Source organism: Mangrovibacter phragmitis, assembly GCF_001655675.1.
Classification (GTDB): domain Bacteria; phylum Pseudomonadota; class Gammaproteobacteria; order Enterobacterales; family Enterobacteriaceae; genus Mangrovibacter; species Mangrovibacter phragmitis.
In genome coordinates this window covers 507,767-522,203 of the sequence record NZ_LYRP01000022.1, presented here as the reverse complement: position 1 = coordinate 522,203, position 14,437 = coordinate 507,767, and the positions used below count along the sequence as shown (strand labels likewise).

Sequence of the window (14,437 nt, the reverse complement as noted above, 5' to 3'; positions counted from 1 at the left end):
CTCAAAGAATTAAACTGTTTATTCGTAATGAATTAACTGTTAGTCACTCTTTAAGACTTGATAATTTTTAGCGTCTTGCGACGTTAAGATATCAGTGCTTATGAGTGCCCACACAGATTGTCTGATAAATTGTTAAAGAGCAGTGCGACCCGGCATTCTGCCTGCTGTCGCGAGGTGGCGTATATTACGCTTTCCTCTTTCAGAGTCAACCCAATTTTTCAGGATTTTTTCTCTTTATCTCCCCGGCTTACTGCACTCAGTGAAGCGTGCCGCCGTGTCGATGGAGGCGCATTATAGGGCCATGTTTTGGGATGGCAAGCGGAAAACACAAAAAAAATCTCAACCGCTCACCTTTTAGTCATTTCAGCGTTTTTTTATCAGTTCCGGTAAGTCGGCAAGGCTGTCTGCCACCATATCGGCCAAAGCCTGTGCTTCAGGCGTGACAGGCTTACCAGTGCGCACCAGCACTTTTGTTCCAACACCAGCCGCCAGTGCTGCCTGCATATCTTCGGCTTTATCACCAACCATATAGGATGCAGCCATATCTATATGCAGATAATCGCGCGCAGAAATCAGCATACCGGGTTGTGGTTTGCGGCAATCACATTGCTGGCGGTATTCATCTACAGTGCCTTCCGGGTGATGCGGGCAATAATAGATGCCATCCAGGTCAACACCTCTGTCTGCCAGCGACCAGTCCATCCATTCAGTAAGTTGTTCAAACTGAGCTTCACTGAATATGCCCCGGGCAATACCAGACTGGTTAGTTACCAAAACAAGGGCGAACCCCATTGCTTTTAACTCACGTAGTGCCTCAATGGCACCATCAATGAATTCAAATTTATCAATTTCATGGACATAACCGTGATCAACATTAATCGTGCCATCACGATCCAGAAAGATTGCGGGTACAGTTTGGGCCACCTGAAAACTCCTGACGAAATAAAGTGGCGCTATTATCGCACGTTTCCTTCGCGACAACATTTGCCTGATGACTTAGATTGATTTAGACGTCTGGATGCCTTAACATCCATATCCATCAATGGCCGAGGATGCATCGGCAGAGTAAATGCCACGGCTTACATTTATAAGATAATAACCAGACTAATGATTAAACTTTCTAACATCACCAAAGAGTTCCAGCAGGGAAACCGTACTATACAGGCACTGAAAGATGTGTCTCTGCACGTTCCTGCCGGGCAAATTTACGGCGTCATCGGCGCGTCTGGTGCGGGTAAAAGTACCTTAATACGGTGCGTAAACCTGCTTGAGCGCCCAACACAGGGTAGCGTTCTGGTTGATGGCCAGGATTTGACTGCGCTGTCTGCCACACAACTGACCAAAGCCCGCCGCCAGATTGGCATGATCTTCCAGCACTTTAACCTGCTGTCCTCCCGTACTGTTTTCGGGAATATTGCATTGCCACTTGAGCTTGATGGTCTGTCTCGCGATGCGATTAATACTCGCGTGACGGAATTACTGGAGCTTGTAGGGCTCAGCGAGAAGAAAGATGTCTACCCTGCCAATTTATCTGGCGGGCAAAAACAGCGTGTTGCTATTGCCAGGGCTCTCGCAAGTAACCCTAAAGTACTGCTGTGTGATGAAGCAACCAGTGCGCTCGATCCAGCAACAACGCGCGCTATTCTGGAACTACTGAAAGATATCAACCGCCGTCTTGGCCTGACCATTTTACTCATCACCCACGAAATGGATGTAGTGAAGCGTATTTGTGATTGTGTTGCAGTTATCAGTAATGGGGTGTTGATTGAACAAGACACCGTCAGTGAAGTATTTTCACACCCCAAAACGCCGCTGGCACAACAATTTATCCAGTCAACGTTGCATTTGGATATTCCTGATGATTACGTGCAGCGCCTTTCCCCCACCAGCAATGGCGATACAGTCCCGCTACTGCGGCTTGAGTTTACCGGCCAGTCTGTAGATGCGCCGCTATTATCTGAGACAGCTCGCCGTTTTAATGTGAATAACAACATTATTAGTGCTCAAATGGATTATGCCGGTGGAGTTAAGTTCGGCATTATGCTGGCCGAAATGCATGGAGAAAGCGCCAATACCGCTGCAGCCATCGCTTATTTACAACAACATCATGTGAAAATTGAGGTACTGGGTTATGTCTGAAGCAATGATGTGGTTGATGGTTCGCGGTGTCTGGGAAACCCTTGCGATGACATTCGTCTCAGGCTTTTTTGGCTTTGTGCTCGGCCTTCCTGTGGGTGTACTGCTTTATATTACGCGGCCAGGACAAATCCTTGAGAACGGGAAACTTTATCGTTCAGTCTCTGCCCTGGTGAATATTTTCCGCTCCATTCCTTTTATTATTTTACTGGTATGGATGATTCCCTTTACGCGCATGATTGTTGGCACATCAATTGGTCTTCAGGCTGCTATTGTCCCACTGACAGTTGGTGCCGCGCCATTTATTGCCCGTATGGTTGAAAACGCCTTATTGGAAATTCCGTCAGGCTTAATTGAAGCGTCACGCGCAATGGGTGCAACGCCACTGCAAATTATTCGTAAAGTTTTACTCCCGGAAGCACTGGCAGGGCTGGTTAATGCCGCTACTATCACTTTGATAACTCTGGTCGGTTATTCCGCGATGGGTGGTGCGGTAGGTGCCGGTGGTCTTGGGCAGATTGGTTATCAGTACGGCTATATCGGTTATGATGCTACTGTTATGAATACCGTACTGGTATTGCTGGTACTGCTGGTATACCTGATTCAATTCTGTGGCGATCGTATCGTCCGGGCTGTGACTCACAAGTAATTACATAATCAACACGACTGTATATAAGTAAGGAAAGGATATGTCTTTTAAATTCAGAACCTTTGCAGCAATTGGCGCATTAATCGGTTCTTTAGCTCTGGTGGGTTGTGGTCAGGAAGAGAAAGATCCTAACCACATTAAAGTTGGCGTTATCGTTGGGGCTGAACAACAAGTTGCTGAAGTTGCACAGAAAGTCGCTAAAGAAAAATATGGTCTGGATGTTGAACTGGTTACCTTCAACGATTACGTACTGCCTAATGAAGCATTGAGCAAAGGCGACATTGACGTAAATGCGTTCCAGCATAAACCCTATCTTGATCAGCAGATTAAAGACCGCGGTTATAAACTGGTTCCGGTCGGGAACACCTTTGTTTACCCAATTGCAGGTTACTCTAAAAAAATCAAATCCCTCAGTGAACTGCAGGATGGTGCTCAAATCGCCGTACCAAACGATCCGACAAACCTGGGCCGTTCCTTGCTGTTACTGCAAAAAGTGGGGCTGATTAAACTCAAAGATGGTGTTGGCCTGTTACCGACGGTACTGGATATCACCGAAAACCCGAAAAACCTGAAGATTGTTCAACTGGAAGCACCACAGTTGCCACGTTCTTTGGATGATGCGCAAATCGCTCTTGCTGTTATCAACACCACTTATGCCAGCCAGATTGGTTTGACTCCGGAAAAAGACGGTATCTTTGTTGAAGATAAAGACTCTCCGTATGTGAACCTGATTGTGGCTCGAGAAGATAATAAAGATGCTGAGAACGTGAAAAAATTCGTTAAAGCATATGAATCAGATGAAGTTGCTGCCGCTGCGAACAAGATTTTTAACGGCGGTGCTGTGAAAGGTTGGTAAGACTTTCCCAGGCAACAAACAAATAATTACAGGACGGGCGCAAGCCCGTCTTGTTATTTGTGCCATAGCTTGCTTCAATAACAGCCGTTTTAACTATTCCGTTTTCACTTTTATCGAGGAATTATTATGCGTGCTTTACCGGTCTGTTTAATTGCGCTAGCGAGTCTTCTCAGCGGCTGCTCATTGTTAAATAGACCCCCTGTAGAACCTGTTGAAAGCACCGTAACGCCGCCGAAAACAGAACATACTCAACCCAAAGTTAGCCACGCTGCACCTGTTCAGATTTACACAGACGCAACTGCACTGGTGGGTAAACCCTTCCGCGATTTAGGCGAAGTCTCTGGTGAATCATGCCAGTCAAGTAGCCAGGATTCTCCGCCCAACATTCCAACAGCACGCAAGCGTCTGCAAATTAATGCTTCAAAAATGAAAGCCAACGCGGTTTTACTGCATAGCTGTGAAGTCACCAGTGGTACTCCCGGGTGCTACCGGCAAGCCGTATGCCTGGGATCAGCATTACAGGTTTCTGAGAAATAACGCCTGATGAGCGTTTTCGAGCTTAACCAGATAGGGGTTATTCATTCCCCATATAAGGAAAAATTTGCCGTCCCCCGGCAACCCGGTTTGGTGAATGCGATGGGTGGCGAATTGCATCTTCTCCCCCCTTATAATCAGGCCGAGGCTGTTCGCGGCCTGGAAAACTTTAGTCATTTATGGGTGCTATTCGTTTTTCATCAAACAATGGAAAATGGCTGGCGTCCTACTGTTCGCCCTCCCCGTCTGGGGGGCAATGCGCGTATGGGGGTGTTCGCTACACGGTCAACCTTCAGGCCGAACCCTGTAGGGCAGTCTCTGGTGGCACTTAAACATGTGGAGTGCCGGGGGCAGAACGTGATTTTGCACCTCGGCGGGTTGGATCTGGTTGATGGAACCCCCGTTATTGATGTCAAACCCTATCTTCCTTTTGCTGAATCCATACCTGATGCCCGTGCCGGTTATGCGCAGACGGAGCCACCCGCTGCTCTTGTCATAACATTTACCACACAGGTCAGGGAACAGTTGCGCAACCTGGCATCGCGCTATCCTGACTTAGAGCGCTTTATTGTCGAAGTACTGTCTCAGGACCCACGCCCTGCTTACCGAAAATCGGAGGCACCAGGCAAAACCTATGCTGTATTGCTGGCAGACTTCAATGTTCGCTGGCGAATAACCGGGGCAGGTGCTGAAGTCTTCGCGCTGGAGCCACGCTAATTTCACTGTTCACCCTTTTGACATCTGGCCCACGCTGGTAAACTAAACCACTTTTTATATCAGGCACTGTGCCTGAAACCTTTGTTCAACTGGAACCGTAACAACATGCGTACTAGCCAATACATGCTCTCCACTCTTAAGGAGACACCCGCCGACGCCGAAGTCATCAGCCATCAGTTGATGCTCCGTGCTGGTATGATTCGTAAGCTGGCCTCCGGTTTGTACACCTGGTTGCCCACCGGTTTGCGCGTTCTGAAAAAAGTCGAAAACATCGTGCGCGAAGAGATGAATAATGCCGGTGCTATCGAGGTGTCTATGCCCGTTGTCCAGCCCGCAGACCTCTGGCAGGAAAGTGGTCGTTGGGAACAATATGGCCCGGAATTGCTGCGTTTTGTTGACCGTGGTGAGCGCCCGTTTGTATTAGGCCCAACGCATGAAGAAGTGATTACAGACCTGGTTCGTAACGAGTTGAGCTCCTACAAACAATTACCGCTCAACTTTTTCCAGATTCAAACCAAATTCCGTGATGAAGTGCGCCCTCGCTTTGGTGTCATGCGTTCACGCGAATTTATCATGAAAGATGCCTACTCTTTCCATACCAGCCAGGAATCACTGCAAGAAACTTACGACACCATGTACCAGGCGTACAGCAAGATTTTCTCCCGTATGGGGCTGGATTTCCGTGCTGTTCAGGCTGACACTGGCTCAATTGGTGGCAGTGCTTCTCATGAGTTTCAGGTACTGGCACAAAGTGGTGAAGACGATATTGTTTTCTCTACCGAGTCTGATTTTGCCGCTAATATTGAACTGGCAGAAGCCGTAGCACCTGCCTCGGAACGTGCCGCACCTTCTCAGGCTATGAGCACCGTTGATACACCGAACGCGAAAACCATCGCAGAACTGGTGGAGCAGTTTAATTTACCTGTAGAAAAAACTGTCAAAACGCTGTTGGTTAAAGCCGCAGAAGACAGCGAACATCCACTGGTTGCCTTACTGGTACGTGGTGACCATGAGCTGAATGAAGTTAAAGCCGAGAAGTTACCACTGGTTGCCAGCCCGCTGACTTTTGCCACTGAAGAAGAAATTCGTGCAATTGTTAATGCAGGCCCGGGTTCTCTTGGCCCGGTGAATATGCCAATACCGGTAATTGTTGACCGTAGCGTCGCTGTAATGAGTGATTTTGCAGCTGGTGCGAACATTGATGGTAAACACTTCTTCGGTATCAACTGGGATCGTGATGTAGCGTTGCCTGTAGTTGCTGACATTCGTAATGTTGTTGAAGGTGATCCAAGCCCGGATGGTAAAGGTACTTTGCTTATCAAACGTGGTATTGAAGTGGGGCATATTTTCCAGTTAGGTACCAAATATTCAGCTGCGCTGAAAGCCACTGTTCAGGGTGAAGATGGCCGTAATCAAACGCTGACAATGGGTTGCTATGGGATTGGTGTAACACGCGTAGTGGCAGCGGCAATTGAACAGAATAATGATGAGCGTGGTATTGTCTGGCCTGAAGCCATTGCACCTTTCCAGGTTGCAATTCTGCCAATGAACATGCACAAATCTTTTCGGGTTCAGGAAGTTGCTGAGCGCCTGTATAACGAACTGCGTGCTCAGGGAATTGAAGTACTTCTGGATGACCGTAAAGAGCGCCCGGGTGTTATGTTTGCCGATATGGAACTGATTGGGATTCCACACATGGTTGTTATCGGTGACCGTAACCTGGACAGCGACGATATCGAATACAAATATCGCCGTGAAGGTGAGAAGAAAATGATTAAAGTTGGCGAAATTCTCAATTACCTCGTCAACCAAATCAAAGGTTAAGACCGGATTACGGACTAAAAAAGCCCTGTTAATAAATCACAGGGCTTTTCTTTTTATGACGTATATTACGTATTACAGCTAAAGGCTATTGTTGTACCGTTGTACTACACCCCATATTGGGTTTAAAAATGCCTTCAGAATCAGCTACCAGCGCAATATGCATTACACCGGTATCAGGATTAGGCTCATGCGTGAAATGAGCATCAAGCACGACTAAAACGGGTGCCATATCTGGTTTACGGCTTGCCCTGTAACCTCTTTCCAGCGCTATATTACTGACAACAGGAAATCGCTTACCTGTAACACAATCAGTAAACGTTGCGGAATCAGCTATATATTTATACATGCCTCGCATTGGCATAGGTTGTTCGGGAAGCGGTTGTTGTACAGGTTTCAATGTATAGTTCAGTGAAGACTCAATAGCATTGCCTTCTTGATCCAGCATCACCAGGGTATCGCCCTGAGGATGGAAGAACCATTTTTCGCCATCAGTAGCCGTTAATGTCAGTTTATTCGCCGTTCTTGCCCAGGTTCCCCAGGAAGCCGTAGCCGTCCCGTCCCCGCGTCCCTGATATTTCTGCTGCATAATCCATGAACCATCTTTTTCTAAAAAAAGACTGGTTTCAATCCCGCCACAATCCGCACATGGCAAAACACCCTTGTAGCTCTGTTGCATAGGTTTGAATTCTGCTGGCACAACAGCTACGCCCTCAGCACGGTTATTACAGCCTGACAGCACCAGCATACTGCCTAACACAATGGATACCGCTATAATAATTTTTCTCACTTTCTCATTCCTCAGCCAGTAACTTTTCGGCTTGCGCCAGGCGTGAAATTTGCCTTAAAAGCAGGGTTCATTGGTTTTTATTATCGTTATACCTGAACAACGATAGGGTGGACGCCTGATAATTCTCAATATTTCTGAAAAAAACGCCAGTTCCTCACTCAAAAAAACGACGAACCTTACTGCGTAGCGTCTTCACAATACTGTGTTTATTCTTAGCATCCAGCCGGCGTACAACACTTGTCCGCGTTGGTTTAGTACTTTTTCGGATCTTCTCTTCCCGGGTCAACTCACGAATCAACGTGACAAGACGCGAGATTGCAGCATCTTTGTTCATCTGTTGGCTACGATACGATTGCGATTTAATAATGATTACGCCATCTTCCGTAATTAAGTGATGCGTGGCAGACAGTAAACGCGCCTTGTAGTGTTCAGGTAATGACGATTGCTTTATATCGAAGCGCAAATGAATTGCCGTGGATGCTTTATTAACATGTTGCCCACCCGCTCCCTGAGCACGAATCGCTGTTATCTCCAGTTCTTCGTCTTCTAAAACAACATGATTCGATAGTCTAATCATCCGTGATTCACCATTGATGAGGTTGTATTTCCAGATTGCTGCTGCCATCAGACAACCAGATAACACCTTCCTGAAGCGTTGCCTGGAGCGACATTGTGCGGGATATCAACGCGGTAAGTTGCGCCAGTTGTTGATCGTCCAGATACCATACTGTTAAATCAGCATAACCATTGATTACGCCTCGCATCTGCTCATACCACACTTGTGCTGCCCGTGAATTATAAGCAAACAAAACCACTTTATCTGAAAGACTATTCGCTTTTTTGAGGCGCTTCTCTTCTGGGAGTCCTAAATCTATCCAAAGTTCAATGCCACCAAAATCATTACGTAACCAGAGCTCTGGTTCATCATCCGCACATAAACCACGAGTAAAATGCAAAGACTCGCTGGCATACATTATCCAGGCCAGCAAACGAAGCATCATTCTTTCCTGGGTTTCCGATGGGTGCTGAGCCAGGGTAAGGTTATGTTCCAGATAAACGTGCCTGTTCAGATCTGCCACATTCACCGTAGCCTTATAAACCGTTGCTTTTAATGCCATATATCCCCCACAAAAACACCTGACGTGCATTGTAACGAAAAGCATTAATTTGCACAGGTAAACGAATGAATTTATGCGTGACTTTACATAAGCCCGCGGTAATATCAACCAGATGAGTATGCTATAGTCACCTTGCGAAACAGCATTTATCTTCGTAGGCTTAACTGGCATCCCATGTATAAGTCTGTAGCCAAAAGCTGACTGGAGGGTATGTGGAAAAATATTGTGATTTGATTCGCAGACGTTACTCAGAAATTGCCAGTGGCGACCTGGGCTATGTGCCTGATGCGCTGGGTTGTGTATTGAAAACGTTGAATAACATTGCCTCAGACGAAACGCTTTCTGATTCTGTCAGGGAACCTGCAGCTTACGCTGCCGCTAACTTACTGGTGAGCGATTATGTCAATGAATGATGCGTATCAGCCAATCAATTGCGATGACTATGACAATCTGGAGCTGGCCTGCCAGCATCACCTGATGCTGACCGTAGAGTTAAAAACAGGCGATGTAATAAAAGCAAAGGCACAGGATCTGATTTCGCGTAAAAACGTTGAATACCTGGTGCTTGATGACGGCGGAAACAGCCAGGAGTTGCGCCTCGATAAAATTGCCAGCTTCAGCCACCCGGAAATTGGCACCGTAGTGGTCAGTGACTCATAATTGCCCAGGGCAGCAACGCTGCCCTGATTTATTCAGGCTGCCAACAAAAGTACCATTGGTCTGGGCCGGGTTCACCCTGCTGAGTAATAAAATAACCAGCCGCCGCAATAAGTTGTTCGTTATAAAACAATAATGGAACAGTCCTTCTCTTCCATGGTGCAACCCCCAGTTCCTGCCATATTTTCTTCAGTTCCCTCCCTTTGTCCCGACCAACAATGTGCAATAACCCCGAAGCAGTAAAACGAATGGACACTTTTTCATCTTCTGTTGCTGGCCGCACCGCCAGGCCATTACCCGGTACCTCACGGCAAAAAACTTGCCCAGACCCGGCAGGTAATTGCAAAGGCGTCAGTGGATATTCCCAGGGTATACAGGCATTTCGTGGGATCCTTACAGGTTTGACCAAATATAACGCCCCCTGGAAACGTCGTACCTCCCATGGTGCTATATGGAGGCAGGGCATAGCGTCTTCACGGCTCACGGCCACTTCATACCACAACCGCTTTAATTGCTCCCGTGAAGGCATTTTTGCACCAAGACACGCCAGCCAGCGCCGTAAGATTGCAGCTCGCCGCACTTCGCTCATGGTGTTCAGAGGCGCTATTTGTAATGAACTATCTGGCTGCACCAGAGCCTCAAGCTCCTCCGCGAGAAGTTCATCCAGCAATTGTTCCTGTTCCGCACACAACTGCGCACTCCTGGCCACAGCCTGCGTGAAATGAGGCCATCGTTGTTTCAGCTCTGGCAATATAGTCAGGCGCAAAAAATTCCGGTCATACCGGGTATCGGTGTTACTGTCATCGTCAATCCAGTGGAGCTTTGCAGCCCGTGCATAATGCTCCAGTTCAGTGCGCGAAAGTGATAATAAAGGGCGCAGTAGCGCACGGCCCGAAAACTGCATTTCTCGCGGCATGGCAGAAAGGCCAGCAGGCCCGCTACCGCGCTTCAATGCCAGTAAGAAAGTCTCGCTTTGGTCGTCAAGGTGCTGAGCAGTCAGCAACGCTTCGTCAGGAGCCAGAACGGCTTCAATCGCCTGATAGCGAACTTCCCGTGCCGCAGCTTCCACTCCTTTACCATTCGGGGAGACAGCCACATGACAGGCGATAAACTCAACATCCCACAACTGGCATAATTGCCTGCAATGCGCCAGCCAGGCATCAGCGTGAGCGCTTAAGCCATGGTGCACATGTACCGCCCGAACAGATAATGCCGGGTTTTCAGCACGCAGTGCAACCAGTTGGTGGAGCAGCACTGTCGAATCCAGCCCGCCACTGAAACCAACCAGGAAGTGGCGGTGATCTCCAAGGTCAGACAGGGAAAATAAAGGGCCAGGTAACATAGCCGTCATACTGTCATTCGTCACAGTAATTAACTCTGATAAAGTTCGAGGGGTAACCCATCCGGGTCACTGAAAAAAGTGAACCGTTTCCCGGTGAACTCATCTGTTCTCACTGGTTCGCAGGTTACCCCTTTGTCCTGCAGCACACCCACGGCCGCCTGAATATCGTCTACCGCAAACGCCAGATGGCGCAAACCACAGGCTTCGGGCCTTGAAGGGCGGGCTGGTGGAAAAGGGAATGAGAAAAGCTCAATAACATACTGCCCGTTCAAACCGAGGTCGGCCTTCCATGAGTCCCGCGCTTCACGGTAAACCTCCGCAAGCAGAGTAAAACCCAGAATGTCGCAATAAAATTGCTTACTTGCTGCATAGTCGGATGCAATTATCGCAATATGATGGATGCGTTTAATAGCCAGCATAATGTCATTATCCCTTTCTTTTAGCGTAAAAATGCCTGTTATTCTTTTAACACCCGCACACGGTAGATACCGTCTTCCCCAAGCCTCGCCCCATGAATATCCGTTTCAAACCCAGGGTAATGTTTACCTATGGAACAAAGCATTAGCAGAAAGTCCAGCACTCCCCTGCTTGCGTCAGTGATACGTTCACCAGGCATAACAACGGGAACACCAGGAGGATAAGGTAAGATCATATTCGCCGAAACTCGACCAGCAAGTTTCTCAATTTCTACAGTTTCTACATTACCGCGTAATTGTTGCTGATACATTTGATGGGGTGTCAATGCCATTTCGGGCAGCGTATCAAACGCATTTAACATCAGGCGTGGCAACTCATGCTGCTGGATAAGATCATGGATCCCTTGTGCCAGTGTCTGAATTCGCATATTGCGATAAAAATCAGGTGCCTCTGCATACAGGTCTGGCAGTATATTGCGCACCCGCAGATTCAGGTCATAAGCGCGCTTGAATTCCATCAGGCCACGCAACAGGCTCATCGCCCGGGTTTTATCAATACCAATACTGAACAGGAACAACAGATTATACGGCCCAGTTTTTTCCACCACCACGCCGCGTTCATCAAGGAACCTGGCGACCAGCGCGGCTGGGATCCCTTCGCTCGCCATAGTACCCTGCTGATCCATACCAGGCGTGAGGATCGTAACTTTGACAGGATCAAGGTACATATGAGCATGGCAGGCGTCACGAAAACCGTGCCAGTCCTCTCCGGGTTCTATGGGCCAACAATCTGCTTCATCAATATCTTCTGGCTGCCAGATATCAAAAAACCACCCATCAGCTTCTTCTCGCAGGCGCTTAATCTCTTTGCGAAAATGCAGGGCCCGTTCAACTGAGCGGTTAATCAACCGCCGGCCGGGATTTCCCCGTAACATTGCCGCCGCAGTTTCAATGGAAGCCACCAGTGGGTAACTGGGAGATGTGGAAGTATGCATCATGTATGCTTCGTTAAAGGTTTCCTCGTCATAGTCACCTTTAATATGAATCAGCGATGCCTGAGAAAGCGCGGCCAACATTTTGTGTGTGGACTGCGTTTCAAAAAAGACCTTGCCCGGAACCCGCTCCCCACTCATGCCACTTTTTCCATTATAAATAGGATGGAACTGGGTATAGGGCACCCAGGCTGAATCAAAATGAATAGAAGGAACATCCAGGGTTTGCTTGATCCAGTTGGTGTTGTACAGCAAACCATCGTAGGTAGAGTTGGTTATCACAGCATGAACAGGCCAGCTCGCACCAGGCGTTAACGCCACTTTGGCCTCAATACTCTCATGTGAAAATTGTGACTGCGGAATACCGCCCAGAATCCCCAGAGCATTACGTGTCGGCTTTAACCAGAGTGGCACAATATCGCTCATCATCAGCAAATGCGTCAGAGATTTATGGCAGTTACGATCAACCAGCACAGTACTGCCAGCGGGTGCCGCATACATGCCCACAATTTTGTTCGAAGTGGATGTCCCATTTGTGACCATATAGCTCTGCTCGGCACCAAAGGTGCGAGCAATATACTCTTCTGCCTCTAAATGTGGCCCGGAATGATCTAATAAAGACCCCAGTTCAGTAACAGAGATGGAGACATCTGCCTTTAAGGTATTCTCACCAAAGAAATCGTAAAACAGACACCCCACCGGGCTCTTTTGATAAGCTGTTCCACCCATATGGCCCGGGGTACAAAATGTGTATTTCCCTTCTTTTACATAAGTAAACAGCGCTTTGGTAAAAGGGGGAGTAATGGCATCAAGATATTCATCAGTGTACTGAACAATACGCTGAGCAATATCATGTGCCACTCCAAGGGTGTATTCAAAAAAACACAATGCCATACGCATTTCATTGGTACTGACATCTAACGTGGAGTGCGTATTGATGAACGCATACAAAGGCAAATGTTCGTTCAGTTGGTTGATTTCCGGGCACAACTCCAGGCCGTAGTCATCCCAGTCAAACACCACACCACAAATGCGCGGATTATGCTCAAGCAATTTCAGTAAGTCTGCACTGCTTCCCGGGAAGATAAGTTGAAAATTCTGCTGGCGCAGGGCATCAGCCAGTTCACGTAATGGACCTTCTTTATAAAACACACCATGCGTTTCCATGATAGCGATAATATTCACATTTACCTCTTTGCTTATTCCTTTGTGTAAGCATAACCAGGCTGTCTGATTCCTGAAACGAAAAAGGGCCGCTAAGCGGCCCTTCCGATTGATGAAAAAGAAGGAAAAAGCGTGGTTTTTCCTTCTTTTTAGCTAGCAGCCGAAAATCAATGAATTGATTTTCCTGGTTTTTATTGGGTGACATCCTCTCGTTCTCTGCGAACATGAGGTTTGTCATCAGGCTCAAGGGCCGCTAAGCGGCCCTTTAAGACAGTCGGTTGATTAAGCGTAACCGTAGGTCATCAAACGCTGATAACGCCTGTCGAGTAATTCATCTTTACTTAACACGTCTAAATCAGCAAGATCAGCAATCAATTGCGCTTTCAATGATTCTGCCATGGTTTCGGGGTTACGATGAGCCCCACCCAGAGGTTCGGCAACTACACTGTCTATCAGTTTCAGTTCTTTAAGACGTGGGGCGGTAATTCCCATCGCCTCTGCAGCCAGTGGGGCTTTATCCGCACTTTTCCACAGAATAGAGGCACAACCTTCCGGTGAAATCACAGAATAAGTGCTGTATTGCAACATGTTGACTTTATCGCCAACGCCAATTGCCAGAGCACCACCTGAGCCCCCCTCACCGATGACTGTACAGATGACAGGCACTTTCAGGCGAGACATTTCGCGCAGGTTACGGGCAATCGCTTCAGACTGACCACGCTCTTCAGCACCCACACCAGGATAAGCGCCAGGAGTGTCAATAAAGGTAATAATGGGCATATTGAAGCGCTCAGCCATTTCCATCAGGCGCAACGCTTTGCGGTAACCTTCTGGTGCCGGCATACCAAAGTTACGGCGGATCTTCTCTTTGGTTTCACGGCCTTTCTGGTGGCCGATTATCATCACCGGGCGCCCATCTAAACGCGCAATACCGCCGACAATCGCTTTATCGTCAGCATAAGCACGGTCTCCGGCCAGCTCATCAAACTCATCGAACGCCAGGCGAACATAATCCAGAGTATAAGGACGCAGAGGATGACGGGCGAGCTGTGCAATTTGCCAGGCCCCCAAATCAGCGAAGATTTTACGCGTCAGTTCCACGCTTTTTTCGCGCAAACGGTGAACTTCTTCGTCGATATTTATATCCAGTTTTTCATCCTGACGGCCTACGCTGGTCAAGGAATCGATTTTCGCTTCCAGCTCTGCAATAGGCTGTTCAAAATCAAGGAAATTCAGACTCATAAT

General features: G+C 47.8%; 16 protein-coding genes. 8 read left to right on the top strand and 8 right to left on the bottom strand.

Translation table 11 applies throughout. The annotated features are described in order from the left end of the window. Positions 1–363: 363 nt before the first annotated feature. Positions 364–924, bottom strand: coding sequence for a D-glycero-beta-D-manno-heptose 1,7-bisphosphate 7-phosphatase (gene gmhB / locus A9B99_RS15495; protein ID WP_064598969.1), 561 nt, complete (start codon positions 922–924; stop codon positions 364–366). Positions 925–1,107: 183 nt separating this feature from the next. Between gmhB and metN the strand changes: the two genes are divergently transcribed. From metN to proS, 6 genes are all read left to right on the top strand, one after another. After that, positions 1,108–2,139 carry a methionine ABC transporter ATP-binding protein MetN gene (metN, locus tag A9B99_RS15490; protein WP_064598967.1) on the top strand — a complete coding sequence of 344 codons (1,032 nt, stop codon included), beginning with the start codon at positions 1,108–1,110 and terminating at the stop codon, positions 2,137–2,139. After that, positions 2,132–2,785, top strand: a complete 654-nt coding sequence (locus tag A9B99_RS15485; RefSeq protein WP_064598965.1) for a methionine ABC transporter permease MetI — start codon at positions 2,132–2,134, stop codon at positions 2,783–2,785. The genes metN and A9B99_RS15485 overlap by 8 nt, the downstream gene beginning before the upstream one ends. Before the next feature lie 40 nt (positions 2,786–2,825). Then, on the top strand, positions 2,826–3,641 hold the full coding sequence (locus tag A9B99_RS15480) for a MetQ/NlpA family lipoprotein (protein WP_064598962.1): 816 nt from the start codon (positions 2,826–2,828) through the stop codon (positions 3,639–3,641). Positions 3,642–3,767: 126 nt separating this feature from the next. Next, the gene (gene rcsF / locus A9B99_RS15475; RefSeq protein WP_064598960.1) at positions 3,768–4,178 is read left to right on the top strand and encodes an Rcs stress response system protein RcsF; all 411 of its coding nucleotides are present in this window, start codon (positions 3,768–3,770) and stop codon (positions 4,176–4,178) included. 6 nt (positions 4,179–4,184) lie between these two features. Continuing rightward, on the top strand, positions 4,185–4,892 hold the full coding sequence (gene tsaA, locus A9B99_RS15470; protein ID WP_064598958.1) for a tRNA (N6-threonylcarbamoyladenosine(37)-N6)-methyltransferase TrmO: 708 nt from the start codon (positions 4,185–4,187) through the stop codon (positions 4,890–4,892). A 105-nt stretch (positions 4,893–4,997) separates the two neighbouring features. After that, positions 4,998–6,716, top strand: a complete 1,719-nt coding sequence (proS, locus tag A9B99_RS15465; RefSeq protein WP_064598956.1) for a proline--tRNA ligase — start codon at positions 4,998–5,000, stop codon at positions 6,714–6,716. Between the two features lie 85 nt (positions 6,717–6,801). Here the strand turns inward: proS and nlpE are convergent, their stop codons facing one another. The 3 genes from nlpE to A9B99_RS15450 all read right to left on the bottom strand — a co-directional run bounded on the left by nlpE (position 6,802) and on the right by A9B99_RS15450 (position 8,621). Beyond that, on the bottom strand, positions 6,802–7,503 hold the full coding sequence (gene nlpE, locus A9B99_RS15460; protein WP_064598954.1) for an envelope stress response activation lipoprotein NlpE: 702 nt from the start codon (positions 7,501–7,503) through the stop codon (positions 6,802–6,804). A 154-nt stretch (positions 7,504–7,657) separates the two neighbouring features. Further along, a complete protein-coding gene (gene arfB, locus A9B99_RS15455) occupies positions 7,658–8,080 on the bottom strand; it encodes an alternative ribosome rescue aminoacyl-tRNA hydrolase ArfB (RefSeq protein WP_064598952.1) in 423 nt (140 codons plus the stop codon). A 7-nt stretch (positions 8,081–8,087) separates the two neighbouring features. Next, positions 8,088–8,621, bottom strand: a complete 534-nt coding sequence (locus A9B99_RS15450) for a YaeQ family protein (protein ID WP_064598950.1) — start codon at positions 8,619–8,621, stop codon at positions 8,088–8,090. Positions 8,622–8,833: 212 nt separating this feature from the next. Between A9B99_RS15450 and A9B99_RS15445 the strand changes: the two genes are divergently transcribed. Together A9B99_RS15445 and rof are read left to right on the top strand one after the other, a co-directional pair. Then, positions 8,834–9,034, top strand: coding sequence for a YaeP family protein (locus tag A9B99_RS15445; RefSeq protein ID WP_036105974.1), 201 nt, complete (start codon positions 8,834–8,836; stop codon positions 9,032–9,034). Beyond that, positions 9,021–9,281 (top strand): Rho-binding antiterminator, encoded by a 261-nt coding sequence (gene rof, locus A9B99_RS15440; protein ID WP_064598948.1) that lies wholly within the window; start codon positions 9,021–9,023, stop codon positions 9,279–9,281. Before A9B99_RS15445 ends, rof begins: the two co-directional genes overlap by 14 nt. Positions 9,282–9,309: 28 nt before the next feature. Here the strand turns inward: rof and tilS are convergent, their stop codons facing one another. The 4 genes from tilS to accA all read right to left on the bottom strand — a co-directional run bounded on the left by tilS (position 9,310) and on the right by accA (position 14,434). Next, on the bottom strand, positions 9,310–10,620 hold the full coding sequence (gene tilS / locus A9B99_RS15435; protein ID WP_064599027.1) for a tRNA lysidine(34) synthetase TilS: 1,311 nt from the start codon (positions 10,618–10,620) through the stop codon (positions 9,310–9,312). A gap of 29 nt (positions 10,621–10,649) precedes the next feature. Beyond that, complete coding sequence (locus A9B99_RS15430; RefSeq protein ID WP_064598946.1) at positions 10,650–11,039, bottom strand: VOC family protein; 390 nt, start codon at positions 11,037–11,039, stop codon at positions 10,650–10,652. Positions 11,040–11,077: 38 nt separating this feature from the next. After that, positions 11,078–13,213, bottom strand: a complete 2,136-nt coding sequence (locus tag A9B99_RS15425) for a lysine decarboxylase LdcC (RefSeq protein ID WP_064598944.1) — start codon at positions 13,211–13,213, stop codon at positions 11,078–11,080. A gap of 261 nt (positions 13,214–13,474) precedes the next feature. Further along, positions 13,475–14,434 carry an acetyl-CoA carboxylase carboxyl transferase subunit alpha gene (accA, locus tag A9B99_RS15420; protein ID WP_036105984.1) on the bottom strand — a complete coding sequence of 320 codons (960 nt, stop codon included), beginning with the start codon at positions 14,432–14,434 and terminating at the stop codon, positions 13,475–13,477. Positions 14,435–14,437 lie beyond the last annotated feature (3 nt).